Source organism: Streptomyces pseudovenezuelae, from assembly GCF_001513955.1.
Lineage (GTDB): Bacteria > Actinomycetota > Actinomycetes > Streptomycetales > Streptomycetaceae > Streptomyces > Streptomyces pseudovenezuelae.
The window spans coordinates 334,349-359,386 of record NZ_KQ948146.1; the positions used below are offsets into that span (position 1 = coordinate 334,349).

Here is a 25,038-nt window from a genome sequence, read left to right on the forward strand (position 1 = left end):
CCGTCCTGACGCCTCACGCGCGCGTGGACGCCCGGACGACCATGTCGATGGCCAGGGTGCGGGTGGTGCCGTGCGGCGCTTCGCCGGCGAGCAGCGCGCAGAGCAACCGGACGCATTCCGACCCCATGTGACGGGGCCTCAGGTCGATCGCGGTGATCGGTGGTTCCGCGGTCCGCATCGCCAGGCTGTCCACGCAGGACGCCAGCAGCAGGTCCTCGCCCACGACCCGGCCCGCGGACCGGATCTCGGGCAGGACGGCCGCCGCGGCCCCGTCGGCCGCGCACACGATCGCGTCGGTCTCCGGCGTCCCGGCGAGCAACTCCCCCACGAGGCCCCGCAACACCTCCGGCGCGGCACCGAACGGCGCTTTGCGCAGCAGCCGTGGGATGCCGTGCTCGGCACACCAGTGCGCGTAGGTCTGCTGGAGGGTGAGGGTCCAGTCGGCGGTGGAGTCGGAGGCGATGAGCACGGGCCGGCGGGCGCCCCGCGCGCGCAGGTGGTCGAGGAGTTCCGTCAGGGAGGTCCCGTGGTCGGACCAGATCACACCGGAGGGCCGGCTGTCCCCGCCGTATGTCTCGGCCGTGACGACCGGGAGCCCCGCGTTCATCAGCTGGTCCACGACCGGGTTGTCCGGCATCGGGTCGCACAGGATCAGTCCGTCGACCTGTGGGACGCGGCCGGAGGACACCAGGGTCACGTTGAGTCCGGCGCGCGCGGCCTGTTCCGCGACGCCGAACACGAACGCCATGTAGTACTCAGCGCTGGTGAGGAACTCCGGGATGTGCAGCGCGATGGTGTCCGTCACGGAGGTGCGCAGGCTGCGGGCGCTGCGGTTGGGCGAGTACCCGAGGCGTCGGGCGGCGTCCAGGACGGCCTGGCGGGTCGCGTCGGACACCCGGCCGTGGCCGCGCAGCGCGTCCGACGCGGTGGTCTTGGAGACCCCCGCTCCACGGGCGACGTCGGCGAGGGTGGCGGACACACCGGGCCCGGCCGGCGTGCTCGGCTTCCCGGCCCGCACCCGCCTCACCAGCCGTGGGTCAGCACGTCGTCCAGCGCGGCGACGAACACGTCGGCGCTCCGCCGGGTCAGGCACAGCGGTGGCTTGATCTTCAGTACGCACTGTCTGTCCGAGGTCGGCTGGACGATCACGCCGAGCTCGCGCAACCGGTCGCAGATCGCGGCGGTCTCCTCGGTGGCGGGCTCCTTGCTCTCGCGGTCCCGGACGAACTCCACGCCCAGATACAGCCCCGAGCCGTGCACCGCGCCGATCAGCGGATGCCGGGCGGCGAGTTCCTCCAGCCGCCCCCGCAAGTGATCGCCCACCGCGAGCGCGTTGTCCTGGAGCCGCTCGTCGCGCAGCACGTCCAGCACGGTCAGCCCGACCACGCTGCTGACCGGGCTGCCCCCGGCCGAGGAGAAGAAGTAGCCCTGGCTGCGGTAGGCGTCGGCGATCTCGCGCCGGGTGATCACCGCGCCCAGCGGATGTCCGTTGCCCATCGCCTTGGCGACGGTGACGACGTCCGGGATCACGCCCTGCTGCTCGAACCCCCAGAAGTGGGTGCCGAGTCGGCCGTAGCCGACCTGCACCTCGTCCGCGATGCACAGACCGCCGACGGCGCGGGTGGCCTCGTAGACCTCCCGGAGGTAGCCGTCCGGGAGGGGGATGCCGCCCGCGTTGCCGTAGAAGGGCTCGCAGAGGAAGGCGGCGGTCGGGCGGCCCTGCGCGGCGAGTTCGGTGATCCGCGCGGCGGCCTCGGGGCCGTACCGTGCCGCCTCGGCGCCGCGGTGGCGGCCCCGGTAGGAGTTGGGGGCGGCCACGGTGTGGACCCAACCCGGGCGGGAGGACAGGGCGTTCGGGTTGTCCGCCACCGAGGTGGAGACCGCGTCGCCGGCGTACGTCCATCCGTGGTACGCCTCCTCGACCGCGACCGTGTCCTGCCGTCCGGTCGCGGCCCAGGCCAGGCGCAGGGCGAGGTCCACGGCCTCGGAGCCGCTGTTGACGAGGAAGACGGTGTCCAGTTCGGCGGGCAGCAGCGCGGTGAGCCGCTCGGAGAGTTCCACCACCGAGCCGTAGTGGAAGCGGGAGTTGGTGTTGAGGCGCCGCCACTGCCGGTGCACGGCGTCGCTCAGGGCGGGGTGGCCGTGGCCGAGGACGGTCACGTTGTTGAGCATGTCGAGGTAGCCGCGGGCCTGGGTGTCGACGAGGTGGTGGCGCCAGCCGCGTTCGATGCGGGGCGGCTCGTCGTAGTAGTGCTCCTGGACGCCGGCGAAGGCCCGGTCGCGGCGGTCGAGGAGATCCTTGTCGGCCGGCGGCTGTGCCGGGTCATCCCGCCCGGTGATCAGTGCCGTCGGATCCGGGCTGACCGCCAGCCAGCCGGCGGCCAGGTCCGGTGTGGCGAACCCAGGGGGCTTCCGGTCGGTCAGGGTCGACAGCTGGAGGCCGAGGGTGTGCCCGCCGTCCCGCTCGGCGACGGTGCCGAGGCGCTGTCCGGCGGCGATCGGCCCGGACGCGGGCGGGCCGGCGATGCCGTGCAGCCACAGGACGGGACCCTCGCCGCGCAGGTCGAGCGTGCCGTCGGCGTGCCGGGTGAGGGTGCCCGCCCAGGGTGCGCGGACCTCCAGGGGGTCCGCGAGGTGCAGGTCGACTCCGAGGGCACAGGTCGCCGGCGCGTCGGTGGTGTCGATCGTGGTCCGGGTCAGACGGAACTCGCCGTGCCGGGTGCGGGCCGCCGGACGGCCGCAGGCCAGGTCGGCTTCGGCGCCCGCCGCCAGCCACCGGCCCGTGTGCAGGTCGTCGCTCTGGGGTGAGAGGTCGAGCACCGGGACGTCGTCGGGCAGGTCCGGCAGCATGCGGTGGGCGGGGGCGACGGTGATCTGCGGCTGCGGGCGGCCGAGTGCCTCCCGCAGCTGGGCCGTCATCACCTGTACCGGGACGGAGACGGCCGCCTCGAACATGGTCCACTCCCGGTCCAGGGCGTCGGACGCGTAACCGTTGTCCGGGTCCTGGAGGACGTCGTACTGGCCGCTGACGACCATGACGGCCGCCCGCAGCACGACGAGCGGCCACAGTGCGGCCGACTCGGCGTCGGAGAGCGGGCGGACGGCGTCGAAGGCGCGGACGGCGGGCAGGACGGAGGCGGGGGCGGCGCCGTGGTGATGCAGGACGGAGGTGCAGGTGACGGCGAGTTCCGCCACGGTCCAACCGCTGCCGAGGTCCCCGAAGTCGATCACGCCGACGGGCATCGGCCGACCGTCCTTCGCCGTCTCGCAGACGACGTTGTTGTCGGTGATGTCGCCGTGGACGCACTGGACCGGCAGGTCCTTCGCGTGCGGCTCCACGAGGGCGTACGCGGTGCGGGCGGCGCTCAGCACCCGCTCGGCGCGGGTCCGGTCCGGCCAGTGCGGGGCGAGGGCCTCGACCACGTCGAGGGCGTTGCGCAGGTCCCAGGGCCGCAAGCGGTCGGGGTCGGGGGCGGTGAAGTCGGCGAGGGCTGCGGCGACCTGCCCGGCGAGTGTGCCGAGGCGGGCGACGACGGCCGGGGCGAGATAGCGGCTGTCCATGATCGGCTCACCCGGCACGAAGTCCAGCAGCCGACAGGCGAGTTCGGCCCCCTCCAGGGGGAAGGGCTGCACCACGTCACCGTCGACGCCGGGGACCGCCCGGGGCAGCCGGAGGCCGGGCAGCGCGTCCGCCAGGTGCCCCACGGCCTCGCACTGGGCCCTCAGCTCGGCCGTCGCGGTGGCGGGGTTGGCGACCTTGAGGACGTACTCCCCCGCGTCGCCGCGCACCCGGTAGTTGCGGTCCTGCTGGCTGCCCAGGTCCCGCACACTGCCCCGCACCCCGAACCGGGCCGCCAGCACGGCCGACGCGGTGGCTTCGTCGATCGGTGCGACGGGTCGCACCAGCCATTCCGTGGACGGCAGGCCCATGAGTCCGCTCCGCTCCGCTTTCGCGGCGAGGCGTCGCCGCACCTTGCCGGAACGTTCCGGCACCTCGTGGACGACGGTAGGCGGAACCGTGTTCTCCGGTCAACGCACAGGGCGGTCCCTCTCCGGTCTCACGCGTCACGGTTCACGAGGATTACCCCGGGGGAGACGGGTTACCCGCACGCCGGGTCCCTGGGGAGCCGCGGCGGCGGCCCACGGTGGCTTGCCGTGTGTGCCCGCGGTGTGGGGCTGCCGGCACACAGTGACGTCGGCCCGCTCAGCAGGTTCGAGCGGGCCGACGCGCACCCCGCGAATGCCGGCGCCCGCGCGGCGGCGGCGGTCGTCGCGTTCCCGCCGTCCCCGGCGCCTCCTCTGCTCCTTGCGGGCCCGATCCGCTCGTCCCGTCCACGCGGAAGCCCATGCGAAGGCCCACGCGACGGATCGCCGCTGTTCAGCGGCCCGTGGCGCGGCTATGGGCGGGGGCCGTGCCACGGCCACGGGCGGCGACCGTGGCACGACTCGGGCGGCAGCGTGGCCCGGCTACGGGCGGCGACCGTGGCACGACTACGGCCGGCAGCGTGGCACGACTAAGGGCGGCGGCCATGGCACGACTACGGGCGGTGGCCGTGGCACGACCACGGACGGCAGCGTGGCCCGGCTACGGGCAGCGTCGTGGCACGACTACGGGCGGTGGCGCAGGAACAGGGCCGCGGCGCGACGCGTGAGCCAGGCGCCCGCCAGGCCGATGGCGGCGCCCCCGGCGACATCGCTGGGATAGTGCGCGCCCGACTGCACCCGTTCGACGGCGACCATCGTGGCCGGCACCGCGCACAACGCGCCCGCGACCGGCCAGGTGGGGGCGACGGCGGCGGTGAAGGCGACCGCGGCCGCCGTGTGCCCGGAGGGAAACGAGGACGAGTCGGGGCGGTCGTCGACCTCGTCGTGCGGGATCCACTCCGCGGGCGGCCTGGGACGTCCGGCCAGCTGCTTGCACAGGCCGTTCGACACCAGCTGGGCCATGGCCAGGGCGGCCAGTCCGGCGGCCGCCGCCCTGCGGCCCCGCCCGCCGCCCTTCCACGCCATCACGACGGCGGCACCGCACCACAGCTTGGTGCTCTCCGCGGTCTCCTCCACCGCCGACAACACCTTGCCCACGCCCGCCGGGATTCGGGCGGCCGCCCGCCGCGTCAGAGCCTCGTCCACCTTGTGCACGTCGGTCAGCAACCTCATGACCTGCGGGTGTCCCAAGCTCCCCGGGACAAGCGGTCCGGATCCCGATCGACCCGTCACTCGCCGCGCGCCGCCCCTGAGTCGTCCAGCCTGCGAAGGTCCTGCTCGTCCCACGTGCTGGTGTCGCGCGGCTCGGTGTAGGGCTCCTTGTCGGGCGGCAGCCCTCCGGCGATGGCCCGCTGCCGGACGGTCTCGGCGTCGAACTCCAGCCCCAGGAGGATCGCCAGGTTGCTGATCCACAGCCAGACCAGGAAGACGATGACACCGGCCATCGTGCCGTAGGTCTTGTTGTAGGAGGCGAAGTTGGCGACGTAGAACGCGAACCCGGCGGACGCGATCAGCCAGACGACCAGGGCGAGGAAGCTGCCCGGCGTGATCCACCTGAACCCCTTCACGCGGGCGTTGGGGGTGCCCCAGTACAGGAGCGCGATCATGATGGTGACCAGGACCACCAGGACCGGCCACTTGACGATCGACCACACCGTCAGGGCGGTGTCGCCGATCCCGAGCGCCGAGCCGGCCTTGTGGGCGAGGGTGCCGGTGAAGACGACGATCAGGGCGCTGACGACAGCCAGCACCATGAGAACGACCGTCAGGCCGACCCGCACCGGAAGGATCTTCCAGATCGGGCGGCCCTCCGGCATGTCGTAGACGCGGTTGGCCGAGCGGATGAACGCGGCCACGTACCCGGATGCCGACCACACCGCCAGGACGATGCCGACGACGGCCATGACCGAGCCCACGCCGGCTTTGTTCTGCAGCTGTTCGACGGCACTGGTGATGATGTCGCGGGCGGAGCCCGGGGTGAACTGCTTCAGGTTCCTCAGCACCGTGTCCGTGGCCGACTTGCCGGTCAGACCGAGCATCGACACCAGGACCAGGATGGCCGGGAAGAGCGACAACAGGCCGTAGTACGTCAGCGCCGCGGCCCGGTCGCTCAGTTCGTCGTCCTTGAACTCCCGCAGACTGCCCCGCAGCACCGCCCCCCACGCCGCCTTCGGCAGGTGCGCCGGCGTGTCCGGCGCACGCTCCTCCACGGTGGGCCCGGGGCCCACGTCCTCGGACGAGGGGACCTCCCGCTCGGGAGCCTCGTCGCTGCCGTGGTGGTCTTTTCGTCCAGGGAGATGCGGCTTCATGTGCGTCGAGTACCCCCGGACCCCCGCCCAATCAGGACTCCGGCAGGCAGTCGCCCGAACGGGTCGCGGACGCCCCGCGGCGGCGCGGGGACCGTCTTCCGCGTCCCGAGTCCGGACTCCGCCACGGATCAGACGCAGATGACGCCGCGGATGACGCCACGGATGACGCCACGGATCATGAACCGCCGCGCGGCACCGGCACCCTCACGCCGCGTCGAGACGTCGCTCGGATCCTGCGGCAGGACCTTGCTCGCTGCGGGACGGGGCGCCGCCACGGATCAGCCGCAGATGACGTCCTCTGGCGTGACGCGGGGCCGACGACCTGGCCGGCGACCTGGCCGACAACCGGTCCTCGACGCGGTCCATGGCATACAGCAGCACTCCCAGGGCGGGCAGCAGCGACACGGCGACGGCGATCACAACGCGGGTTCCTCCCGGCCGACAACACGCAGCCGGGTGCCCACCGGCGGCCGCTCAAGTCCGCCGCACCGGAACCTTTTCGCGCCCCGCTCTCCCCGATCCGTTGGGAGGCGGGGGCGGTTCGCGTGTTCCCCCACACCAACCGCCTTCCCTCAAACCTTACTTCATCTCTTGACGTAAGTGGTCCAGACCTTTAGGTTCACGGGTCAGCCAGACACCTCGCGACACCCCCACCCCCATGAAGGGCTCTGCGCATGCACACCCTCACGCGTCTTCGCAGATCCGGCGCCGCCACGCTCGTCACCATGGCCGCCGCGTCTGCCCTGATCTCCCTCCCCACCCCCGCTCACGCCGCCGCCACCGCGCTCCCGACCGGCTTTTCTACTGTCATGAACGCGGCAAGCGGCCGGTGTCTGGACGCCAGATCGGCCGGCACCGCCAACGGCACCGTCGTCCAGCAGTACGCGTGCAACACCACCACGGCCCAGCAGTGGAGCTTCACCGCCGCCGGCGACGGCTACGTCCGCATCGACAACCGCAACAACACCGGCCAGGTCGTGGACGTGGCCGACGTCTCCACCGCCGACAACGCGCCCGTGCACCTGTGGACCTACGGCGGGGGCGCCAACCAGCAGTGGCTGCCCGTCCACGACGGCGGCGGCGCCTACCACTTCGTCAACCGGGGCAGCGGCAAGTGCCTGGACGACCCGGGCGCCTCGACCGCCGACAGCGTGCAGTTCGTGCAGTACACGTGCAACGGCAGCGCGGCCCAGCGCTTCCAGGTGGTCCCGGTGACCCAGTCCGCCACGAACCCCGATCTCGGCCCCAACGTGGTCGTCTTCGACCCGTCGATGTCGTCCTCGACGATCCAGTCCCGGCTGAACTCGATCTTCCAGCAGCAGGAGACCAACCAGTTCGGCTCCCAGCGCTACGCCGTCCTGTTCAAGCCCGGCTCCTACACCGCGGACGCCAACGTCGGCTTCTACACGCAGGTCGCGGGGCTGGGCCTGACCCCGGACGCGGTCACGGTCAACGGGGCGGTGCACGCCGAGGCCGACTGGTTCCAGGGCAACGCGACCCAGAACTTCTGGCGCGGCGCCGAGAACCTGTCCGTCAACCCCGTGAACGGCAGCGACCGTTGGGCGGTGTCGCAGGCGGCGGCGTACCGGCGCATGCATCTGCGCGGCAATCTCGCCCTGGACGACAACGGTTGGTCCAGCGGCGGACTGCTCGCCGACACCAAGGTGGACGGACAGGTCAACTCCGGCAGCCAGCAACAGTGGTTGACCCGCAACTCCCAGCTCGGCAGCTGGACCGGCGCCAACTGGAACATGGTCTTCGTCGGCAGCCAGGGCGTCCCCGGCACCACCTTCCCCAACCCGCCCCACACCACCGTCGCGCAGGCCCCGGTCAGCCGGGAGAAGCCCTTCCTGTACGTCGACGCCGACGGCGCCTACAAGGTGTTCGTGCCGTCGGTGCGGTCCAACTCGACGGGCACCAGCTGGGCGAACGGCACCCCGCCCGGCAGCTCGCTCTCCCTGGACACCTTCTACGTCGTCAAGCCGGGCGCGAGTGCCGCGGACATCAACGCGGCACTCGCGGCGGGCAAGAACCTCCTGGTCACTCCCGGCGTGTACCACCTCAACCAGACGCTCCAGGTGACCCGCCCCGACACCGTCGTCCTCGGCCTGGGCCTCGCCACCTTCGTGCCGGACAACGGCGTCACCGCGATGAAGGTGGCCGACGTCGACGGTGTGAAGGTCGCGGGCGTCCTCTTCGACGCCGGCACCACCAACTCGCCCACCCTGATGGAGGTCGGGCCGGCCGGCTCCGCCGCGTCCCACGCCGCGAACCCGACCTCCCTGCACGACGTGTACTTCCGCGTCGGCGGCGCGGGCGTCGGCAAGGCGACCACCAGTCTCGTCATCAACAGCGACAACGTCATCGGCGACCACATGTGGATCTGGCGCGCCGACCACGGCAGCGGCGTCGGCTGGAACACCAACACCGCGGACACGGGCCTGATCGTCAACGGCGACAACGTCACCGCGTACGGCCTGTTCGTCGAGCACTACCAGAAGTACCAGACCGTCTGGAACGGCAACGGCGGCCGCACGTACTTCTACCAGAACGAGATGCCCTACGACCCGCCCAACCAGGCGGCCTGGACGAACGGTTCGACGCAGGGCTACGCCGCCTACAAGGTCGCCGACTCCGTCACCAGCCACCAGGCCTACGGCCTCGGCAGCTACTGCTACTTCAACGTCAACCCGGGTGTGGTCGCGGAACGGGCCATCGAGGCGCCGAACACCGCCGGTGTGCGCTTCCAGAGCATGGTGACGGTCTCCCTCGGCGGCACCGGCACCATCCGGCATGTCGTCAACGGCACCGGCGGCCCGTCCAACTCCTCGACCAATGTGGCGAATCTGACCAGCTACCCGTAGAGCTCCGCCTTCGGCCGCCCCCTCCTCGCCAGGGGGGCGGCCTCCCCCACCCCCCTCAAGGAGCGTGCCCACCCATGTCCTCATCCCTCCGCAGTGGCCGCCTCGCGGTCTTCGCCGTCCTCGCCGCCGTGCTCACCGCGCTGCTCACGGTGACACCCGCGCACGCCGCCTCCGGCACGATCACCGGTCTCGCCGGGAAGTGCGTCGACGTGGCGGGCGCGTCCACCGCCAACGGCACCGCCGTCCAGCTCTACGACTGCAACGGCACCGGCGCCCAGATCTGGTCCGACTCCGGTGACGGGACCCTGCGGGCGCTCGGCAAGTGTCTGGACATCGCCGACCGCAGCACCGCCGACGGGGCGGCCGTACAGCTGTGGGACTGCTCGGGCGGCGCCAACCAGCAGTGGGTGGTCTCCGGCGCGCGCGACATCGTCAACCCGGCCGCGAACAAGTGCCTGGACGTCCGGGACAACAACAGCGCCAACGGCACCCGGCTCCAGATCTGGACCTGTGCGGGTACGGCCAACCAGAAGTGGAACGCGCCCGCGAGCGGTGGCGGCGGCACACCGTCCGGATTCGTCGTCTCCGAGGCGCAGTTCAACCAGATGTTCCCGAACCGGAACTCCTTCTACACCTACAACGGCCTGGTCGCGGCGCTGAGCGCCTACCCCGGCTTCGCCGGCACCGGCAGCGACACGGTGCGGAAGCAGGAGGCGGCGGCCTTCCTCGCCAACGTGAACCACGAGACCGGCGGGTTGGTCCACATCGTCGAGCAGAACACCGCCAACTACCCGACCTACTGCGACTGGAACCAGTCGTACGGCTGCCCGGCCGGTCAGGCGGCCTACTACGGTCGCGGACCGATCCAGTTGTCCTGGAACTTCAACTACAAGACGGCGGGCGACGCGTTGGGGATCGACCTGCTCAACAACCCCTGGCTGGTGCAGAACGACTCCGCCGTGGCGTGGAAGACCGGCCTCTGGTACTGGAACACGCAGTCGGGCCCCGGCACCATGACCCCGCACAACGCCATGGTCAACCAGGCCGGCTTCGGCCAGACGATCCGCTCCATCAACGGCTCCCTGGAGTGCGACGGGCGCAACCCGGCCCAGGTGCAGAGCCGCGTCGACGCCTACAACCGCTTCACGTCGATCCTCGGGGTCTCCCCCGGCGGCAACCTCTACTGCTGAACAGGGGCACGACATGCGCAAGTCGAGATCACTGACCACGGCTCTGGGCGCCGCCCTGGCGCTCGTCGTGGCGATCCCCGCGACCGCCCACGCGAACGTCCTGACCCTGCTCCCCCAGAACGCCGACGGCCTGGAGCAGACCTTCTCCCCCGCCTACGACTACGACCGCGACGGCTGTTACGCCACCGCCGCGATCGGCGCCGACGGCACGATCAACCCCGGGCTGAAGCTCGGCGGCGACGTCAACGGCAAGTGCCACGACCCCGCCCAGCTCGCCAACGCCAACACCTACTCACGGGCGAAGTGCGACAACGGCTGGTGTGCCGTGATGTACGCCAGCTACTTCGAGAAGGACCAGGCGACCCTCGGTCCGGCGGCCATCGGGCACACCCACGACTGGGAGCACGTCGTGGTGTGGGTCCACGACGACCAGGTCCAGTACGTGTCGGTGTCCCAGCACTCCGGCTACCAGGTCGCAGCCCGCTCGGCGGTGCGTTTCGACGGCACCCACCCGAAGATCGTCTACCACAAGGACGGCGTCTCCACCCACTGCTTCCGCTTCGCGACCGGCGGCGACGAGCCACCCGAGAACGCCACCGGCGGCTGGTTCTTCCCCCGGCTCGTCGGCTGGAACGGCTATCCCGCCGGCTACCGCGACAAGCTGATCTCCGCGGACTTCGGCTCGGCCACCCTCAAGATCGACGACGGCGACTTCCAGTACGCCCTCGACCACTCCAAACCGTCCGGGATCCCCTTCGACCCCTCCGCCTGAGCGAGGCGGCCGGCCTGCCGAGCAGCGCCGGCAGGCCGGCCGCCAGGATCAGGCGGAGGGGTCCGGACCCTCGACGAGCCTCTCGACCGCGGACAGAACGCCCTCCAGGGCACCGGGCTCCGCGGCGAGAGCGTCGAGGGAGACGGACGGCCAGGCGTTGTAGCCCTTGGCCGGCAGCGCCTCCAGCCGCTCGGCCAGGCCGGGGACGACGGGCAGTGAGGCCGCGAACCCCGCCGCCCGCTCCTGACCGAGGTGATAACTGATCGATCCGAAGGCGAAGGAAAGGTCGTCCCGTACGGGCTTGTCCAGCACGGACAGGCTCCAGAACGGCACCTGCCGTCCGGAGACGGAGTAATGGGCGGACATGCTCGGGTACTTGGCCGTTCCGCCCTCCAGGCGCCCGTTGGCCGCGGCGTGATCGAGCAGGGCCGTCGCGATCCGCCCAACCTCCGGATCGGGACGGGACCGAAGGGCCGCGTCCATCTCGGTCCGCGTGGTACGCCGCGTGGTCCGGCGACCGGACGGGGACTTCGCCACCGAGGCGACCTCACCGTGAATGCGCGGGACGAGGACACGAAGGCTTCCCCCGCCCCGGTACTGGGTCAGCTCGACCGCGTACACATCGGTCTGCCGCAGCTGGCGGTTCAGGAACTCGACGATCGCCCGCAGCTCCAGCGGAATCTGATCAGCGACGAACAGCAGCCGCATCTGCCCGGCGGCCAACCGCTCCTCGACCGACGTCCAGAACTCGTCCGCGGAACGGCCGCCGAGAAGCTCCTCGTACCCCTCCTCCAACGTTCGCCCGTGCTTGACGCAGGTGTCCTCGAAGGAGCGCTGCAGCAGGGCCGCCGGCCAGTAACGGGCGGCGTTCGCCGCGTAGTCCAGCATCTGCCCGACGACCTCGCGGCGGATCCGGGTGTCGGTGGCACGCTTGACCTCCACCAGCGTCGGCACGCCGTCCGCGTCGACGAAGAGATGGTCCAGCCAGTACGCCGTCCCGCTCTCGGTGCCCGTCGGCACCCTCATCTCACGGGCCACCAGCACCAGCCGCAGCGGCCGTCCGTCGGCCAGGGTGCCGAAGTCGAGCATCCGTGGATGGCGCGCCAGCAACTCCTGGAACTCCGCCTCGGTCTCGAACCCGGCAAGCTCCAGCGCCTGCAGTTCCTCGCCCAGGACGAACACCGGCTGATCGGACACGCACTCCCCACCCTCACGTAACGCCCCGTCGTACCCCCTGGGGCCGGGCCTCGGGACGGAGTCGACGGCCGTCCGCACTTCTTCCAACAGCGCTGCCAAGCCTAGGGCCTGCTCCCCATCCCCGGCGGTCCGGATACGTGGGACGGAGCTGCCCGGAGCTTCGAGCCGACCGCGGCCCACGACCCCTCCCTCACGTCAACTCGATCGTGCCCGCCACGAATGCCGTCACGCCCGTGACCAGCAGGGCGAGGACGAAGGCGGTGCTCATCGCGCCGGACCGGCGGTCGGCGGTGGGGTCGGTTGTGTGGACGGAGGGGTCGGAGGGGGCGTAGTGGATGGTCAGGGCCCGGTGGAGGGAGCGGCCGGGATCGCGGATGCCGTCGCGGGACAGGACGGTGACGCGGGTGCCCTCACGGGTGGTGAACCTGACGACGGGGGCGTGGCTGACGAGCTCGCCGCCCTCGCCGTCGGCATGGACGTCCCTCGTGACGGCCACGACCCGCGCCGGGACGGCGACAGCCGACGCCAGCAGGGCCTTGCGGGCGCGTGCCACGCGGATGTCGGGGCTGCGCACCGCGGCGGCGGTCAGCAGGGCGCCGAAGCCGAGCAGTGCCCACGGGTACCCCCAGCGGACGGTCGCGTCGATCACCAGCCCGACGAGGAGCAGCATGACCGCGCAGTCGGGGACCATGCGTCCGTTCTTCTCCCCGTCGGTGTCGAGCACGACCGCGAACCGGAGCGGTCGCCCCGGGGGATAACGCACCTCGACCTCCCGGCCCACCCACGCCACCTCGATCGCGTTGCCGTGGTCGCCGGCGTTGGGCAGGGCGAACTCCCGCCCGGTGGCCGGGTCCTGGAAGGCGAGCGTCACCGGTATCCCGGGTCGCTTGGAGTCACCGTGGGCCGGCAGCCCCACGTCCACGATCCGCGCCTTCACCCACACCGCCCGCTGGGCCCGGGTCACCCCGGCGACCGAGCGGCCGTATCCGAGCAGGGCCACGGCTGCGGGGACCGTCCACCAGAGCGCCGGCAGGTCGTGCCATGTCATCGGATCTCCCCCCCCCCCCGGGACAGACGCATTCGGGCGTCCTGATGTTCGGCATCGTGTGCACGGTGGTCTTCCTGGCCCCGGGCGCGATGGTCCGTTCACCGGCGCCTCGTGCGGCGGGGCGGGTGTCACGGGGTCACGCCGTCCCCGGCGTAGAGGTAGCCGCCCGGGCGGGCGGGGTCGGCGATCAGCAGGACCTGGTCGCCGGTGCGGGGGATGCGCAGCTTGGAGACGATGGTCTGCAGGGGGACCCGGTCGGTGGTTCCGGCCGGCTGGAGGATCAGGTCGACGACCGGGTCGAAGTTGACCAGCCGCCCGGTGTCGCTGATCGACAGGACGACGGCGGCCGTGGTCGGCGCCCCCTGCGCGAGCAACTGCCGGACGTCGTGGCCGGACTGGTACGCGCCGATCGACTGCTGGACCTTGGCGAAGTCCTCCGCGCCGAGGAACGCGCGCGTGGTGCGGCCGTAGAAGCCCTTGCCGCTCGCCACCTTGCCGGCGATCTCGGCGGCCCGCTCCTCGCGGTTCCTGCCGCGCTTGCCGAAGATTCCCATGTCCGCTTCTCCTTGTGGTGAGCACCGCATCCGGCGCGGTGCATGGAGGGGACGCTAGGAGGCCCGGGACGCCTACCGATCCCAGGTTCGACCGCCTGTTCGTGGACGACGTACTCTCCCCCCATGCCGCCTCCGAGCCAGCCGATCGGCGAGCGCCGACCGCGCGCCCAGGTCATCGACCACGCCTGGCGTGACCTCGGGGCGGGGCTGGAGTCGCTGAGCGGACCGGGCGGCGCGCCGCTGACGCGGACGGTCAAGTTGATCGTGCTGCCGCTGATCGTTCGGCCCGCACTGCACGCCGAACTCGCGGCGGACTTCCTCCAACCGGCCGAGGCCGCGCGGCTCGACGCCCTGATCCGCGAGTCCGGAAGCCTTCTCACGGCGACGGCGCAGTGGTTCACACTGCTCAAGAAGGCGCGCCGGGCCCTGGGGGTCGTGGCGGGCAATCCCCAGGATCTGTACTTCCAGCGCTGTTTCGAGCTGGCGACCGAACACGGGGCGCCCTCGGCCGGGGCCGACGAGGTGGCGCGGGCCGTGGTCGACGAGGTCGTGCACGCGGGCGGCGGACGGACCGTGGAGGCGCTGAAGGACTGTCTCGCGGATCCCGCCCTGCGGGCCCGGCTCGCCGAGGAACTGGCCGCCGCCTGGGAGAGCCGTGGGCCGGCGAGGGACGCGGCCGAGGCGCTGGCGCCGGCGGCCGAGGTCCTGGAGACATGCACCGCACCGGAGCCGAACCCGTCGGCGTACGCGCGGATGATCGAGCTGAGGCACGGGGAGTTGTTCGGCCGGGTCGTGTGGGCGCAGCCGGGCGGCCTCTGGGGCGGCGCGGAGCCGCCCGCTCATCTGGGTCTGACCGCGCGGCCGGTGCCGCCGCGGCCGGAGATCGGCCGGGGCGCCTCCACCGCGACCCTGCCCGCGCCCCTGGACCGCACGCTCTTCGAGCGCCTGTTCGTCGTACTCCAGTCGTCGGCCCGGCGCGAGGAACTGCCCACCGTGCCGGAGCTCGTCGCGCGGGAATCCGGCCGCAGTTGCGCCCCGCTCGGCCTGTACGACGAGAGCCTGCGCGTCGCCGTCGTCCTCGGCGCATGTCTCGCGGTCGGCCTCGATCCCCTGGGCACCGGGGCCCCCGGGCCGGCGCGGACCGCCGCGCACAAGGTCGTCAACAGCCGCTGGCGGCGGGAGGCTTCGGTGCTGCGGGCCCGCCGGATGACCGTCTCTCCCCACCCCGACCCGGACGGCGGCGCCCTGGACGCCCTCGCCCAGGATCTGCGTACCCCTTGGGTGCCCTACATGCGGCGGCTGTGGGTGCGGCTGCACGGGAGGGACGTCCGCGGCGCGCCACCGGCCGACCTCGCGTCGGTGTGGGCGGTCCTCGACGGGGTCGCCCGCTCGGTGATGATGGACCACCGCGCGAGGGTCCGAGCGGCGTTGCGCGCCCTGTCCGCGGCGCCCGCGACCGCTGCGGACGCGGCCGAGCCGAGGAGCGCGTGATGACAGAGGTCCATGTGGCGCGCGGCCGCGACGGCTCGATCCGCGTGGCTGCCGCCCCCGGTGGCGACGACGAGAGCGCCCTGGGCCCGGACTTCACGCGATCCGTGCTGGACGTCGCCGGGGCGCTCCTGGTCTGGCCCGTCCTCGGAGCGCAGACGCCGCCCGTGGCGGACGTCCATGACGTGCGGCGGGCGCAGCAGTGGCTGTGGGCGGTCTACGGCGACGGCGTGGCCGCAGCCGTGCACGACGCGGCGGCAGGGGAACCGGCAGGCGTACGCGTCAGGGCGAGGCCGGGCGCTCTCGCCGGCACCGCCGCCCGGCTCGGCCTCGGCCACTGGGCGGCCCGGTGGTGGCCGGCGTCGTACACGGACGGCATCGCGGAGCTCGAAGGTGACGTGCTGGGACTTGAGTTGGCCGCGCTCACCCACCAATGCCAGGAACTGTTCGACGACTTGGACGACGGCGTGGCCGAACTGATCGAGGAGCACCGAGCCGCCCTCGACCCGCTTCTGCGGTGGTGGCATGCGACACCCCGACCGGCGCAGACAGCACGCCACTTGGGGAGTGTCCTGCGTCTGATCGACGACGCGGCGGACTGCGCCGGGCTGGACGGTCCTGAGCTGCGCCGCCTCCGCTCGGCCCTCGAAGAGGAGCGGGGCCACGGCCGTACCTCCGCGCCGGTGGACCTCTCCGCGCTGTTCGCGGGGCGGGACGGCCATGCCCTCGCCGCGGGCGCCGCGCCCGGTGCGGGCGGCAGGGTGATCGCCCGGGGGTCGGGGACGAACGACTGGCGCCGCTACCCGCCGGGGTTCGTCGACGCCGCCGAGGACGCGGTGTCCTGGACCGCTCGCGCGCACGGTGAGCTACGGCAGATCGAGGTCGAGGTCGTCGCACACGTCACGGCACCCGCGGCCGGCGTGCCGCTCGCCGCGGAGGTCCGGGTGAACGGCGGCGACCCGCACCGGGTGCCGCTCACCCGGCGCGACGACGTGTGGACCGGCCGGGGGGAACTGGATCTGCGCCCCGGAGCGGGCCTGCCGGTCACGGCGCCGCCGCGCATCGAGGTCGGTGTCCTGCTGCCCGGCTTCGATCCGGGCCACGGCCCTGATACCGGGGTCGAGCGTGCGGCGATCCGGGACCTGGCCCGGCGGCGACTGGCGGACGCGGCACAGCCCGGCGCGTACGGCACGCAACCGTTTCTCGCCGAGATCCTGGCCGCCGCCACCGGCGAGGACTACTGAGACATGGCGGACGAGACCAGCGCACAGGCACCCGCGCCCCTGTACGGAGACCCCTTCGACCGTGCCTTCGCCCAGGCCCACGAGCACCACATGGCCGCCGACTTCGACGCCGCGTGCGCCGTCTACGACGAGTCGCTGGCCGTGGCCGAGTCCCTGGAGGACTCTCCCGACGTACGGTTCCTGCGCGCGCACCTGCTGACGGACCTCGGCACGGTCCTCCTCGACGCCTCGGACCTGCCAGGCGCCGAGGACGCCGTGGACCGGGCCCGTGCCCTGCTGGACGGCATCGCCTCGGCGCCGATGGGGCCGCGAGGCCGTCAACTGTGGCGGGAAACCGTGCTGCGGACCCTGATCGCCAGGTCCGACCTCCTGCGCCGGACCGGTCGTCCGGACGAGGCACTGGCCTGTCTCGACGAGGCCACGGCCCAGTTGACCGGGTTCGACGATCCCGACGGGCTGCGCGGTGCCGAACTCGGCCTGAACCGCGTACTCCTGCTGATGGACCGGGGCGAGTGGGGAACAGCCGAGGAACAGGCCACGCTGCTGCTGTCCGGCACTGCGGCGGGTGCGGCGGAGGCCGTGCCCCGGCTGCTGACCGCGCTCGGCGTGATCTGCTCCTCGACCGGCCGGTTCGACGCGGCCGAGGACCACTTCGCCCGTGCGGAGGACGCCTTCCGGTCGCTGGGCAACACCGGCGAGCAGCAGACCATGCTCGCGCACCGGGCCTCCCTCGCGATGCAACGGGGTCAACTCGACCTCGCGGAAAGCCTGTTCACCGAGGCGTCCGCCTTCTTCGAGCAGCAGCGACGGTTCGGCGACCTGGCCGTCTGCGAGCAGGCCCGGAGTTTCCTCGCGGACCGGCGCGGCGACGCCACGGGCGCGCACGACCTCATGGCGGCGAGCCTGGACCGGTTCGCGCAGCTCGGTGCGGCGGTGGCCGCGGCCGACACCATGCTGCTGGGCGCCCAGCAGGCGTACGACCGGGGTGACATCGAGGAGATGAAGCGGCTGGCCCAGGGGGCCCGTGACGTCTACCAGGAACGGGGGATCCTGGAGCGGTGCGCGCAGGTCGACCTCATGCTCGCGCGGACCCTGGAGGACAACCTGGACCGGACGGACCACGGCGACCACGAGAGGCGGTCCATCGATACGGCACTCTCGCTGGCTGTCCCGGCCGCCCTGGCCCTGGCCGCCGCACGCCATGACTTCGTCACCGCCCACGCGCGCAGCCAGTGGCTGATGCTGGCGGACGACGCCATGGGCCTGGCGTTCCGGCTGGCCGTACGCCGTCAGGACCAGGGGCTCCTGTTCGAGCTGGTGGAACACCGCTGCGCGGGCGCCGCGCTCGCGCTGAGCCCGGCGCCGGGGTCCGCGAGGTCCTCCGAAGCCACCGCGCCGCTCTTCCCGGACGCGGCGATGAAGACGTACGGGAACTCCGGCGAGGGTGCGCCGTCGCTCGGCGGCGTGGCGGCGGAGGCCGCCGCCTCCGCCGGGCTGAGGGTGGCGCCGCCGCCGAAGGTGCGGATGTCGCCGGAGACCGGACGGATCGCGCTCCAGGAGTTCATCGAGGCGGCCGAGCACCGCTATCGCCGGCGGATCGTGGACGAGGAGGAGGTTCCCTTCTGGTTCACCGACGACCTGACGGACCGCCCGGTGGTCCAGGTCCGGCTGGCCGACGCGGGCGACCTGTTCATGACCTGGACGTGGGCCGGCGGCGCCCGGGGCTTCGGCACCGGCCGGGGTCCGGCCGCCGAAGTCGACCGGGCGGTCGGCGAGTTGGCGGCGGCGCTGCCCGGGGCGGGTGAGGGAGCCGCGGGGATGCGGCGGGCCTTCGCGTCGGGGGCGCTGACCGATCCGATCGCCGAGCGCCGACTCGCCCGTACGCTGGCCGAGGCGCTGTGGCCGGAAGGGCTGACAGCGCAGATACGCCAGGTGTCGGAACGCGCGGGCCGCCCGCTGATACGGATCCAGCCGTCGCCGCGGGTCGCCCAGGTCCCCTGGGAGCTCCTGGCCGTCGACGGCGATGTCCGGCTCGTCGAGCTCGCGGACGTGGTGACCACCACGGCGACCTCGCTGCGACGGCGACCCCCCTCCGAGCGTCCCGGTGCTCCGGCGCGGGACACCGGCCCGGTCGTCCTCGTCCTCGACCCCCGGGTGCCGGGATTCCGGGCCGACTCCCCGCTCGGCTCGGTCCTGGGGCCACCCGGCTCGGATCAGGAGCTCCAGTCGCTGGTGCGGGCGCGGATGGACGCGGGTGCCGTCGAGCCGGCCCTCGACACCCCGGCCGAGGCGTTCCGCCGCACCGACCTGGACCGGGACTGGCTGAGCGCGGTGCTTCGCAAGGGGGCCCGCAGACTCCTGTACGTCGGGCACGTCAGCGGCGCACCGGTCGACGGCGGGCAGAGCGAGGACGGCTCCCTGCACCTGTGCTGCGGCCCGGAGAGCACCGGACTGGCCGCGGCGGTCCGTACCCATCGGCCGCTGTCGGCCAAGGACCTCCTGCTGGGCACGCTCCCCCTGCGGGCGGACGGGGAGCCGGGTGGGCGCATCTGGCCCGCGCCCCCGCGGGTCGCCCTGATCGGCTGCGAGAGCGGCGGCGATCTGCGGTTCGCCGAGTCGTTCGGGCCGGCCACGGCGATGATCCACAACGGTGCCGAGCTGGTCACCGCGACCCGCTGGGTCCTGCCGACCAGCTTCGCCTTCCATCGACTCGCCGGTCTGTCCGAATCCGTACGTCCGCTGTCGGAGGCGGTCGTCGCCGTCGACTCCGCGCACGAGCACCCCGACCCCGTGCACCGGCTCGGCCGCTGGCAGCGGGAGCAGCTCGACCGTTGGCGCGCCGACGGCCGGATCGAGCACTCCCCCCTGCTGTGGGCCGCCATGACCTGCATCGTCGCCTGACCGCGGAGGTCCTGGGCGGCCTCGGCACGGTCACCGTGGGCAGCTGCGCGGCAAGGCCCGCCGGCGACGGGTCAGACGGTCGGCCGGTGGTCCGCTCCGCCGAGTGCGCGCGACAGTGCCGCCCTGGAGGGGATGTCGAGCTTGCGGTAGACGCGGCCGAGGTGGGCTTCGACCGTCCTGGCGCTGACGAAGAGCTGCTCCGCGATCTCCTTGGTGCGTTTGCCCCCTGCCGCCAGTTCCGCGATCTCCCGCTCTCGCTCGGTGAGAAGGGCCACCGCCGCCCGGGCGCTCGCCTCCTGCGCCGTGGCGACCGCCGCACCGGTGGCCGTGCGGGACGTGGGCAGAAGGCTCCTGACTCTCGCCGCCTCCTCCAGGATGCGCTGCGCTCCGCAACTCCGAGCCGCCTTTCCCGCCCTGTCGAGCCACTCCAGCGCCTGCTCGATGCCGTGGGCCGCGTGCACCGAAGGCACCCCGGTCACCAGGGTCCAGGCGTGTTCCACCGGCAGGCCAGCTCGGCGGAACGACTCCGCGACCTCGTGGAACAGCCCTGCCGCCAGGCGGTGTTCGCCTTCGGCGGCGTGGAGCTCGGCCCGGGCCCTGCGCACGTGCTGTTGTTGCAGCGGCAGCCCCAGCTGTTCGGCCACGGCCTCCCCCGTCGTGGCCCACTCGCGTGCGGCGTCGCGGTCACCGCAGCGCAGGGCCGCCACGGAGGCGAGGGCCAGGAGGGAAGGCTGCCAGGCCCGCGGCAGCCGGTGCAGCTGCGGACCGCCCTCCTCGACGAGGGTGCGCAGACAGCCTTCCGGGTCCCCGGCGAGGAACTGGGCCTGGGCGCGCAGGCCGACCGCCACGGCTGCCCGCCAGCCCTGTTTGCGCAGGGCGAGGGAGAGCCCCTCCCCGGCGAGTTCGAGCAGCCTGTCGGTGTCCCGGCGTGGCCGGGTCCACAGCAGTCCCGTCGCTCTGAGGACCAGGGCGACTCCGGCGGCTTCGTCGACCCCGCTCATCCGGGCGAGCCGATGGGCCTCCTCGGCGCGGTGGCAGAGCGTCTCCAGACGCCCCGTCAGCTGGTCGAGGTGGCACAGGGCCACCAGCTGGTTGATCCGGATGAACCTCCGGGTGGCACCGGTGGTCGCCTGCAGTCCTCGTTCCAGATGGCGGTAGGCGTCATGGAAGCGCTCCTGGAACAACTCCGCGCAGCCGAGCATCGCCAGGACGTCGGGCATGGTGACGGCGGCGGAGTCCGGCAGGGCGTCCACGATCCGCGCGCACTCGGTGACCTCGGCGACGGCCTCGGGCAGCAGCCCGAGCTGGGTGTCGCCGAGGGCACCCAGGGCCCGCAGGTAGGGCACCGCCGGGCCGGCGGTGCCGGCGGCCTCGGCCGCCTCCCGGACCACCTCACGTGCCTCGCCGTACGTGCCCCGGAACAACTGCACTCGCCCGTACGCGGTGATCAGTTCGGCCGCCGGCGCCGGCAGCGGGACCGGCAGGGGGCGGGGTACGAGGTCGAGTGCCGTCCGGACCACCGCGTCGGCCTCCTGGTGACGGCCCAGCAACCGCTCCAGCTCCGCGCAGACGGCGTAGGCGCTCAGTAGCAGGTCCCCGGAGAGATCCGACTGGTGCCGGAGCAACTCGTGCACCAGGGACCGTGCCTCCTGCAGGCGGCCCACGGCGGCGAGGGCCCGGCAGTGGTCGAGCACCAGGACGACCCGGGAGGCGCTGATCCGCTCTCCGGCGGGCAGCTGGTCCAGCGCCAGGCGCAGCCAACGGGCAGCGGTGGCCGGGGACTTGGCCATCGCCTCCGCCGCGCCGTCGACCAGCGCCTGCCGGACCTGAGCGCTGCCGGCGCCCACCAGGTGCTCGGCCTGCCGGGCCCGCTGAAGCGCCGAGGCCCCTCGTGCGGTGAGCAGTTCCATGGCCCGTCCGTGAGCGGTGACGCGCAGGGCCGGCGACGCGTGTTCCAGGGCGACGTGGCCGAGTACCGGGTGCCGAAAGGCGTAGCCGCCGCCCCAGGGCAGCGGCCGGATCAGGTCCGCTTCGACGAGTTCGGTGAACGCTCCGAGGGTCCGTTCCAGACCGAGACCGGAGACTTCGGCGACGTCGTCCGGCAGGAAGGGATCGCCGAGAACGGCGGCGACCTGGACCGAGTGCGCGGCGTCAGCGCTGAGCGAGTCCAGCTCGGTGACGACGGAGACGGCCTCCCGGAGCATGCCGTCCCGGTCCGGACCGGCGCTGAGCGGCCACTCGTCCGGGTCCCAGCGCGCCGCGAGCAGGATGCGCAGCATCCGCGGGTTGCCGCCGGAAGCAGCGTGCAACTGCTCGGCGTAGGTGCCGTCGACCAGGGGTGCCTCCGCGGCGCGCCACTCGGTGTACGCGTGGCGGGAGACGGCGTGCGGGGAGAGGGTGTCGGTGGGGGATCCCGGGTGTCCGAGCAGGGTGGATATCGCCCGGAGGTCCAGGGGGGAGGGGGTCAGGCAGACGACCGACCCGGTCTCCGCTCCGTGTTCGAGGGCTTCTCTCAGCACTGGGCCGGTCTGCCGCGGGCGGTGCGCCAGCGCGAGGACGAACGGGCCGGGCGGGGGTGTCCGCACAAGTTGCGCGATCAGCCTCGCGGACTGGTCGTCGCACAGGTGCACGTTGTCGAGGACGAGCACGCCGCCGCGCCGCGCCGCCCAGCGCCCCAGCACGCTCCGCACCCCGGCATCCGGCTCCCGGGCGATCGAGGAATCCGGCACCTCCAGGGCATCCACCACTTCGGTGATGATCTGGCCGGGTCGTGTCGCACCGCGCGCGGCATGGGCTCGCGCCACCCGTGCCCCTGCCGCGCCGGCCCGCTCGGCGAGCAGACCCAGCAGGGCGGTCTTTCCGATCCCCGGCTCTCCAGCGACCTCCAGGACCACTCCCCGGCCGTCGGCCAGCCCCTCGACGACCGCGGAAAGGCACTCGATCTGCGTCTGTCTGCCGACGAGCACGGCGCCGTTCCCATGGGCCTGATCCTTGGGAGGCAAGTGGCCCTCCCCCTTCCCATGGACGAGCACCCGAAACGACCACCTGTTAATGGTCAATTCGGATATTAGGCCATCCCGTCGGCCGACTCGCGCCCCGTGCCGGCCGGTGAACCTACGTACTCGATCAGGTAGTTCTACGAACGCCTTCGGCGATCGGCGTGGGGAGACTCGCCTCATGAGCTTCCGGCGGGCAGCGAACCCCGTCCGGTCGACAGAGCCCAGCCGAACACGGGAGAGTCATCCGTTGGTTTCCAAGATTCGTGTCCTTCTGGGCATGCTCGTGCTGCTGGCGCTGGCCATCGGAGCCATCGCCCTGCTCGCATCGGCGGGCGCCGCTGCCATCTGGTTCACGATCGTCCCGCTCGGCATCCTCTTCATGGGCGCCTCCCTCCTCCGGTCGTTCGGATGGTTCGACAAGAGGAGCCGGTGAGCGCCGCCGTGCCGCGCGTCCCCGCGGCTCAGCGCACCCTCCCCCGCGGTTTCAACGGCAGCGGCGGCAGTTCCGGGGCAGGCAGTGGCGCACCGTCGTACCCCTTCACCTCACCGAAGCGGGACCCCGTCATCCAGTCCTGGCGGGCCTGCTCGATCTCCTGCTGGGAGCGCCCGATCCAGTTCCAGAACATCACCAGCTCCTCCTCGAACGGCTCGCCGCCCAGGAGCATCAGGCCCGCGTCCGAGTCGGCGCGCAGCGGGAGTTCGGTGCGGCCGCAGCCGAGGTAGAGCATCGAGCCGGGCAGCACCGGCACTCCGTCGACGTGGGCCTCGCCGGACATGGACAGCACGGCGTACTCGAAGTCCGGTTCCAGCGGCAGGCGTACGTCCGTGCCGCGGGCCAGGCTCAGGTCGGCGCCGACGATGGGGGTGTACGCCGTTCCGGGTGAGCGCGCGCCGTCGAGCTCGCCCAGGATGAGCGTGGCCGTCAGGCCCGGGGCCGTGATCTGGGGCAGCCCGGTGTGGTGCTCGAAGTGCGGGTCGGTGTGGCGGTCGCCGTCCGGGAGGGCGACCCAGAGCTGGGCGCCGTGCAGGAACCGGGCGTGCGCCTTCGGGCTCTCCTCGGAGTGGCTGATCGCGCGGCCGGAGGTCATCAGGCCCAGCTCGCGGGGGCGGATCGTCTGCAGGCTGCCGGTGGAGTCCCGGTGCAGGACCTCGCCCTGGTGCAGCCAGCTCACCGTCTGCAGGCCCATGTGCGGGTGCGGGGGCACCTGCATGCCCGGCTCGTCGGCGATGTCGTCGGGGCCGTAGTGGTCGACGAAGCACCAGGCGCCGACCATACGGCGGCCCAGGTTGGGCAGCAGCCGGCGCACCTCGCTGGACTCGCCCAGCTTCACGCGGCGGGGGCTGAGGAGTTCACGCACGGGTTCCGCCACCACGAAGCCGCGGCCGCCGCACAGAGCGGGAACCGCCTGGCGATCAAGATTGCTCATGTCGCCCAACCTAGCCCCGCGGAGCGTTTCCCGTCAGTCCGTCCCCCCGGGCTCCGGGGCGACGGACCGCGCACCGGGCTGTGACCGCGGGCAAAATAGTAGCCATGGACATAGTAGCCATGTACTGTATCGAGCATGAGTACGGCATCCGAGGGCGCGACGCCCGGTTTCCTGGTCTGGCGACTGTCGATGAAGTGGCGGGTCGCGGTCGATCGCGCGGTGGCGCCGCTCGGCCTGACGCACGCCCAGTACTCGCTGGTGGCCTCGCTGTACGGCATGCAGCGCGGCGGCGAACGCCCCAGCCAGCGGCGCCTCGCCGACCGGACCGGCCTCGAACCGCTCTACGTCTCCAAGCTGGCGCGCTCCCTGGAGAGCGCCGGGCTCCTGGAGCGCACTCGCGACCCGCGCGACCCGCGCGCGGTGCAACTGGCGCTCACCGAGGAGGGCCGCGAGCGGACCGGGCAGGCCATCGAGCTCGTCCAGGGTCTCCTGGAGCAGCTGCTGGCACCGCTCGGAGGCCTGGACAGCGCACGCACGCGGGAGTTCAGGCGTGAGCTGACGACTCTGCTCGACGCACCTCTCGACCCGACGCACGAGAACCTCAAGGAGCAGTCATGACCACCGCCACTCCCGTCCTGAACCCCCGTGTCATAGCCCTGGCCCACTACGCCGCCCGCGCGCTCCTGGAGAACGTCCTGGCCCGCCACGGCGTGACCTTCCAGCAGTCGGTCACGCTGCGCCTGGCCGCCGTGGCGGAGGGGCCGGTCGAGCGTGCCCGCATCGTCGAGGACGTCGTCGGCGCGCTGAAGATCGATCCGCCTCAGGCGCATTCCGTGGTCGACGAGCTGATCTCCACAGGGCTGGTGGCTCCTCAGGGGGCGTCCCAGGTGCGGATCACGGACGCCGGCCGGGAGCTGTTCGAGACGACGTCCGCCGAGACCGCCCCCATCAGCGCCCGGGTCTACGCCGGCATCCCGACCGAGGACCTCGAGGTCGCCGGACGTGTACTGAGCCTCATCACCGAGCGGGCCGACGCGGAGCTCGCCGCCCTGCCCCGGTAG

The 25,038-nt window shown here is 72.6% G+C and carries 18 protein-coding genes; 9 read left to right on the forward strand and 9 right to left on the reverse strand.

Annotated features, from left to right (window positions below; all coding sequences use genetic code 11):
• Positions 1-13: 13 nt before the first annotated feature.
• The 4 genes from AQI94_RS13635 to AQI94_RS13650 all read right to left on the reverse strand — a co-directional run bounded on the left by AQI94_RS13635 (position 14) and on the right by AQI94_RS13650 (position 6,293).
• Entirely contained in the window at positions 14-1,027 is a 1,014-nt protein-coding gene (locus AQI94_RS13635; protein WP_225890185.1) for a LacI family DNA-binding transcriptional regulator, read from the reverse strand.
• Entirely contained in the window at positions 1,024-3,993 is a 2,970-nt protein-coding gene (locus tag AQI94_RS13640) for an aminotransferase (protein ID WP_225890186.1), read from the reverse strand. The genes AQI94_RS13635 and AQI94_RS13640 overlap by 4 nt, the downstream gene beginning before the upstream one ends.
• Positions 3,994-4,608: 615 nt before the next feature.
• Positions 4,609-5,157 (reverse strand): phosphatase PAP2 family protein, encoded by a 549-nt coding sequence (locus tag AQI94_RS13645; protein WP_031048093.1) that lies wholly within the window; start codon positions 5,155-5,157, stop codon positions 4,609-4,611.
• Between the two features lie 56 nt (positions 5,158-5,213).
• Positions 5,214-6,293: a YihY/virulence factor BrkB family protein gene (locus AQI94_RS13650; RefSeq protein ID WP_031048096.1), complete on the reverse strand. Its 1,080-nt coding sequence runs from the start codon at positions 6,291-6,293 to the stop codon at positions 5,214-5,216.
• Between the two features lie 674 nt (positions 6,294-6,967).
• Between AQI94_RS13650 and AQI94_RS13655 the strand changes: the two genes are divergently transcribed.
• From AQI94_RS13655 to AQI94_RS13665, 3 genes are all read left to right on the forward strand, one after another.
• A complete protein-coding gene (locus tag AQI94_RS13655; RefSeq protein ID WP_031048099.1) occupies positions 6,968-9,157 on the forward strand; it encodes an RICIN domain-containing protein in 2,190 nt (729 codons plus the stop codon).
• Positions 9,158-9,231: 74 nt separating this feature from the next.
• On the forward strand, positions 9,232-10,347 hold the full coding sequence (locus AQI94_RS13660) for a chitinase (RefSeq protein WP_031048102.1): 1,116 nt from the start codon (positions 9,232-9,234) through the stop codon (positions 10,345-10,347).
• Between the two features lie 13 nt (positions 10,348-10,360).
• Complete coding sequence (locus tag AQI94_RS13665) at positions 10,361-11,119, forward strand: NPP1 family protein (protein WP_031048104.1); 759 nt, start codon at positions 10,361-10,363, stop codon at positions 11,117-11,119.
• 48 nt (positions 11,120-11,167) lie between these two features.
• Here the strand turns inward: AQI94_RS13665 and AQI94_RS13670 are convergent, their stop codons facing one another.
• The 3 genes from AQI94_RS13670 to AQI94_RS13680 form a co-directional block, all read right to left on the reverse strand.
• A complete protein-coding gene (locus AQI94_RS13670) occupies positions 11,168-12,316 on the reverse strand; it encodes a PDDEXK family nuclease (RefSeq protein WP_031048107.1) in 1,149 nt (382 codons plus the stop codon).
• 190 nt (positions 12,317-12,506) lie between these two features.
• Complete coding sequence (locus AQI94_RS13675; RefSeq protein WP_031048110.1) at positions 12,507-13,364, reverse strand: DUF3592 domain-containing protein; 858 nt, start codon at positions 13,362-13,364, stop codon at positions 12,507-12,509.
• 128 nt (positions 13,365-13,492) lie between these two features.
• Positions 13,493-13,918 (reverse strand): hypothetical protein, encoded by a 426-nt coding sequence (locus AQI94_RS13680; RefSeq protein WP_031048114.1) that lies wholly within the window; start codon positions 13,916-13,918, stop codon positions 13,493-13,495.
• Between the two features lie 123 nt (positions 13,919-14,041).
• Here AQI94_RS13680 and AQI94_RS13685 point away from each other — a divergent pair, with 123 nt between their 5' ends.
• From AQI94_RS13685 to AQI94_RS13695, 3 genes are read left to right on the forward strand one after another with little or no spacing between them, the layout of a single operon-like run.
• On the forward strand, positions 14,042-15,409 hold the full coding sequence (locus AQI94_RS13685; protein WP_031048117.1) for a hypothetical protein: 1,368 nt from the start codon (positions 14,042-14,044) through the stop codon (positions 15,407-15,409).
• The gene (locus AQI94_RS13690) at positions 15,409-16,650 is read left to right on the forward strand and encodes a hypothetical protein (protein WP_031048120.1); all 1,242 of its coding nucleotides are present in this window, start codon (positions 15,409-15,411) and stop codon (positions 16,648-16,650) included. The genes AQI94_RS13685 and AQI94_RS13690 overlap by 1 nt, the downstream gene beginning before the upstream one ends.
• A 3-nt stretch (positions 16,651-16,653) precedes the next feature.
• A complete protein-coding gene (locus AQI94_RS13695) occupies positions 16,654-19,551 on the forward strand; it encodes a CHAT domain-containing protein (protein WP_062229744.1) in 2,898 nt (965 codons plus the stop codon).
• 71 nt (positions 19,552-19,622) lie between these two features.
• Here AQI94_RS13695 and AQI94_RS13700 read toward each other — a convergent pair whose 3' ends face one another.
• Complete coding sequence (locus AQI94_RS13700) at positions 19,623-22,553, reverse strand: helix-turn-helix transcriptional regulator (RefSeq protein WP_031050101.1); 2,931 nt, start codon at positions 22,551-22,553, stop codon at positions 19,623-19,625.
• A gap of 244 nt (positions 22,554-22,797) precedes the next feature.
• Between AQI94_RS13700 and AQI94_RS13705 the strand changes: the two genes are divergently transcribed.
• The gene (locus AQI94_RS13705; protein WP_031050103.1) at positions 22,798-22,983 is read left to right on the forward strand and encodes a hypothetical protein; all 186 of its coding nucleotides are present in this window, start codon (positions 22,798-22,800) and stop codon (positions 22,981-22,983) included.
• A gap of 28 nt (positions 22,984-23,011) precedes the next feature.
• On the opposite strand, the gene AQI94_RS13710 is transcribed toward AQI94_RS13705, so the two are convergent.
• Entirely contained in the window at positions 23,012-23,977 is a 966-nt protein-coding gene (locus AQI94_RS13710) for a pirin family protein (protein ID WP_031050106.1), read from the reverse strand.
• 135 nt (positions 23,978-24,112) lie between these two features.
• Between AQI94_RS13710 and AQI94_RS13715 the strand changes: the two genes are divergently transcribed.
• Positions 24,113-24,595, forward strand: a complete 483-nt coding sequence (locus tag AQI94_RS13715; protein ID WP_031050107.1) for a MarR family winged helix-turn-helix transcriptional regulator — start codon at positions 24,113-24,115, stop codon at positions 24,593-24,595.
• A complete protein-coding gene (locus tag AQI94_RS13720) occupies positions 24,592-25,038 on the forward strand; it encodes a MarR family winged helix-turn-helix transcriptional regulator (protein ID WP_031050110.1) in 447 nt (148 codons plus the stop codon). The genes AQI94_RS13715 and AQI94_RS13720 overlap by 4 nt, the downstream gene beginning before the upstream one ends.

Excerpts from the sequence above, each read along its gene's own strand:
- AQI94_RS13645 (WP_031048093.1), bottom strand. The coding sequence starts at position 5,157 with ATGAGGTTGCTGACCGACGTGCACAAGGTGGACGAGGCTCTGACGCGG.
- AQI94_RS13650 (WP_031048096.1), bottom strand. The coding sequence starts at position 6,293 with ATGAAGCCGCATCTCCCTGGACGAAAAGACCACCACGGCAGCGACGAG.
- AQI94_RS13655 (WP_031048099.1), top strand. The coding sequence starts at position 6,968 with ATGCACACCCTCACGCGTCTTCGCAGATCCGGCGCCGCCACGCTCGTC.
- AQI94_RS13660 (WP_031048102.1), top strand. The coding sequence starts at position 9,232 with ATGTCCTCATCCCTCCGCAGTGGCCGCCTCGCGGTCTTCGCCGTCCTC.
- AQI94_RS13665 (WP_031048104.1), top strand. The coding sequence starts at position 10,361 with ATGCGCAAGTCGAGATCACTGACCACGGCTCTGGGCGCCGCCCTGGCG.
- AQI94_RS13675 (WP_031048110.1), bottom strand. The coding sequence starts at position 13,364 with ATGACATGGCACGACCTGCCGGCGCTCTGGTGGACGGTCCCCGCAGCC.
- AQI94_RS13680 (WP_031048114.1), bottom strand. The coding sequence starts at position 13,918 with ATGGGAATCTTCGGCAAGCGCGGCAGGAACCGCGAGGAGCGGGCCGCC.
- AQI94_RS13685 (WP_031048117.1), top strand. The coding sequence starts at position 14,042 with ATGCCGCCTCCGAGCCAGCCGATCGGCGAGCGCCGACCGCGCGCCCAG.
- AQI94_RS13690 (WP_031048120.1), top strand. The coding sequence starts at position 15,409 with ATGACAGAGGTCCATGTGGCGCGCGGCCGCGACGGCTCGATCCGCGTG.
- AQI94_RS13695 (WP_062229744.1), top strand. The coding sequence starts at position 16,654 with ATGGCGGACGAGACCAGCGCACAGGCACCCGCGCCCCTGTACGGAGAC.
- AQI94_RS13710 (WP_031050106.1), bottom strand. The coding sequence starts at position 23,977 with ATGAGCAATCTTGATCGCCAGGCGGTTCCCGCTCTGTGCGGCGGCCGC.
- AQI94_RS13715 (WP_031050107.1), top strand. The coding sequence starts at position 24,113 with ATGAGTACGGCATCCGAGGGCGCGACGCCCGGTTTCCTGGTCTGGCGA.
- AQI94_RS13720 (WP_031050110.1), top strand. The coding sequence starts at position 24,592 with ATGACCACCGCCACTCCCGTCCTGAACCCCCGTGTCATAGCCCTGGCC.